Source organism: uncultured Enterococcus sp. (genome assembly GCF_913775425.1).
Classification (GTDB): Bacteria; Bacillota; Bacilli; order Lactobacillales; family Enterococcaceae; genus Enterococcus_G.
Genome location: NZ_CAJYIS010000049.1, coordinates 1 through 2,966 on the forward strand (window position 1 = coordinate 1; position 2,966 = coordinate 2,966).

Genomic DNA, 2,966 nt, shown 5'->3' on the forward strand with positions numbered 1-2,966 from the left:
ATCAATAATGTATCGATGCAAGAAGTATCTGATTACTATTTTAATTTATTTGCACCAGCTGGGATCACGTTTTCGATTTGGTCAGTGATCTATACACTATTGTTATTATTTGTAATCTATCAGTGGATTCCACCGAAACCAAAAAGTATCATGGCAGATCCGAAAGTCGCCGGCCAAGTTCGTTTCATTTTTATTTTGACTTCGATTTGCAACAGTATTTGGATCGTGATTTGGCAATATTTCCATGTAGGACTTTCGGTACTTATCATGATCGTATTATTGCTTAGCTTGATCTACATCAGTGTGGTATTAGCAAAAGCACAAAAAACCAAAGCCGATTACTGGTTGGTACGCTTGCCATTTAGTGTTTACTTTGGCTGGACGACGATTGCTGCGATCGCGAACATTATTTCGTTCTTCGTCGATAAAAAATGGTCATTTATCAATGATCATCAAGTTGGTTGGACACTATTGATTCTGATCGTAGGTTTAGTGATCATTGTCTTTACGACTTTATTTAATTTAGATATTGCCTATGCATTAACGACGATTTGGGCATATGCTGGAATCTTGATCAAGCATCAAGCCAAAGACGGCTTTGATGGGAAATATCCATCGATTATGACGACAGTGGTCGTTTGTCTAGTAGTGATTGCTATTACTGCTGTTATTGCGGCATTTCGACTAAGAGCGCGCACGTCGCGTAGTGGATCATTTTTAGAACGATAAAAAAAGGGGTGTGACAAACTTTTGTCACACCCTGTTTTTTATTTAAGTGTAGTTGGCTCTTTTTTGTAGCTAAACCAAATGAATAGATAAAGTACTGCTGTTAGTGCTGTGATCGTGATTGGATTGTTGATCAAGATACCAATAAAGATCAAGAACAAGACGATGATCGCAAAGGCTTGGAATGAGATCGCACCAATTTTCTTTTGTTGGATTGCCAACATGAATGCGGCGATCGTGATCAATAACCAAGTGAACAATACTGTATAAGAGATCGACCCAACAAGATAGTTGAATAATTTATCCCCAACAAAGTAAGAAAGGATCACACCGATATATAATGTTCCGGTACAAAATAAAACGGCATTACGTGGAACACGGTGATGATTCAGTTTAGTTAATTTGTTAGCAAAACCACCACGATTTTGTAAACGGAAGTAAAGCGTACGTGATGATGCGTAGACACCAGAATTGATCGATGAAAACAATGCCAAGACGATGACGAAGTTAATGAAGTCCGCTGCAAATGGGAAATTCATTTTCTCAAAGATCATCACAAATGGGCTTGTTGTACTACTTGCCAAAGTATCCCAAGGGTAGATGATCAAAAGTAAGAACAACGGAATGATATAAAATGAAATGATTCGTCCCATCACACCTTTGATTGCTTTTGGGATCGCTTCTTTAGGATTTTCTGCTTCACTTACAGTAATCGCGATCAATTCAGAACCACCATATGAGTAAATCACGACAAGTAGTGAGCTGATCAAGCCTTTTAATCCGTGTGGTGCAAAGCCACCATGTGCGTTCATATGTTGCACTGTTGGGAATAAGCCTTCAGCGATCGCCATTTTACCGACTAAAAAGACTCCGAAGATGATCAATAAGATGATCACTGAGATCTTCGCAAAAGCTAACCAATATTCTGTTTCAGCAAACAAGCGCACAGAGTAAAGATTGATCACCGTTGTCAAGATTGCAAGGAGTAAGACGAAGAGCCACTGTGGGATATTTGGGAACCACAATTGTAAGAAGCTCGCCGCAGCAACACCTTCTGCGATGATATTGATCATCCAAAGCGACCAATAGATCCAATCGATAAAATCGGCAGTATGACTACCTAAAATCGGACGAATCAATCCTGATAGACCGTGGACATTGTCATTATGTAAGACTAGTCGTCCAAGACCGCTCATGACGATGAACAGTACGATCCCTCCAAGCAAGAATGCTAATAAGACAGATGGTCCAGCGATCCCGATCGCTTCACCACTTCCCTTAAATAATCCAGCACCGATTGCGCCACCAAGGGCAAGCATCGTAATGTGTCTGGAGGTCATTTGTTTTTGTAACTTATTTTCCATAAAACACCACTTTCTGTTAAACTGACTAAATATGAGAGTCCTTTTTCTTCATTTAGGATTAAACACAAAATATTCTGAAAATAATAACGAAATAAAAATGGCAGAATATTTATTTTGATGAGAAAACCACAATGAAATCATGAGAAATGCTCCGTTTACTAGTGTATCGTAACCAACTGTTATTTAAAAGAGAAGTTTGAAAATAATTTGAAAAATTAAAGGAGTCCTCTACAAAATGGCAAACGAACAAAATGAAACGATGAAAAAAATCAATGCTTTTCGTGATGCTAGAAACTGGCGTCCGGCTCATAATGAAAAAGATCTTGCGTTATCGATCAGCTTAGAAGCTGCTGAACTCTTAGAAATCTATCAATGGAAAAGTGCTAAAGAAGGCAATCAAGACTATGAGCATCTAAAAGAAGAAATCGCAGATGTATTGATCTATAGCTATATGTTAGCAGACAATTTGGGGATGGATATCGAGGAGATCATTGCTGAAAAATTAGTCAAAAACGCTAAAAAATATCCTGCACCGACTGAAAATTAGGTAAAACTTGAAGAAATAAATGAAACTTGCTATACTTTAACAAAATAAGACTAAAGTGAGGGATCGTCGATTGAAAAATTAAGCCACTGATGAAAGTTGCAGCAAAGCCAGATAAAGGGTGGAGTCTGCAGATTTTCAAGTGAAGCTTGATTTTTTTTAATCGAGGGTCTTTTTGTGTACCCTATTTTACGCTTTACTTGAAAAGTGCTTCTGGTTTGCTCGTATTTGGACGAGAGAATAGGAGTCTAAATGTCTTCAATTGAATTAAAACAACTAAGTTTTGGCTTTGATCTTCAACAAGAACGATTATTTGATCAGGTGGATCTAGT

The 2,966-nt window shown here is 37.9% G+C and carries 3 protein-coding genes; 2 read left to right on the forward strand and 1 reads right to left on the reverse strand.

What is annotated here, in order from left to right; all coding sequences use genetic code 11:
• Positions 1 to 729, forward strand: a 729-nt coding sequence (locus QZ413_RS05215) for a tryptophan-rich sensory protein (RefSeq protein ID WP_297077221.1), incomplete at its 5' end; no start/stop codon positions are given.
• Between the two features lie 38 nt (positions 730 to 767).
• Here QZ413_RS05215 and QZ413_RS05220 read toward each other — a convergent pair.
• Positions 768 to 2,090 (reverse strand): amino acid permease, encoded by a 1,323-nt coding sequence (locus QZ413_RS05220; RefSeq protein WP_297077223.1) that lies wholly within the window; start codon positions 2,088 to 2,090, stop codon positions 768 to 770.
• A gap of 235 nt (positions 2,091 to 2,325) precedes the next feature.
• Between QZ413_RS05220 and QZ413_RS05225 the strand changes: the two genes are divergently transcribed.
• Positions 2,326 to 2,637 (forward strand): nucleotide pyrophosphohydrolase, encoded by a 312-nt coding sequence (locus QZ413_RS05225; RefSeq protein WP_297077225.1) that lies wholly within the window; start codon positions 2,326 to 2,328, stop codon positions 2,635 to 2,637.
• The last annotated feature ends 329 nt before the right edge of the window (positions 2,638 to 2,966 follow it).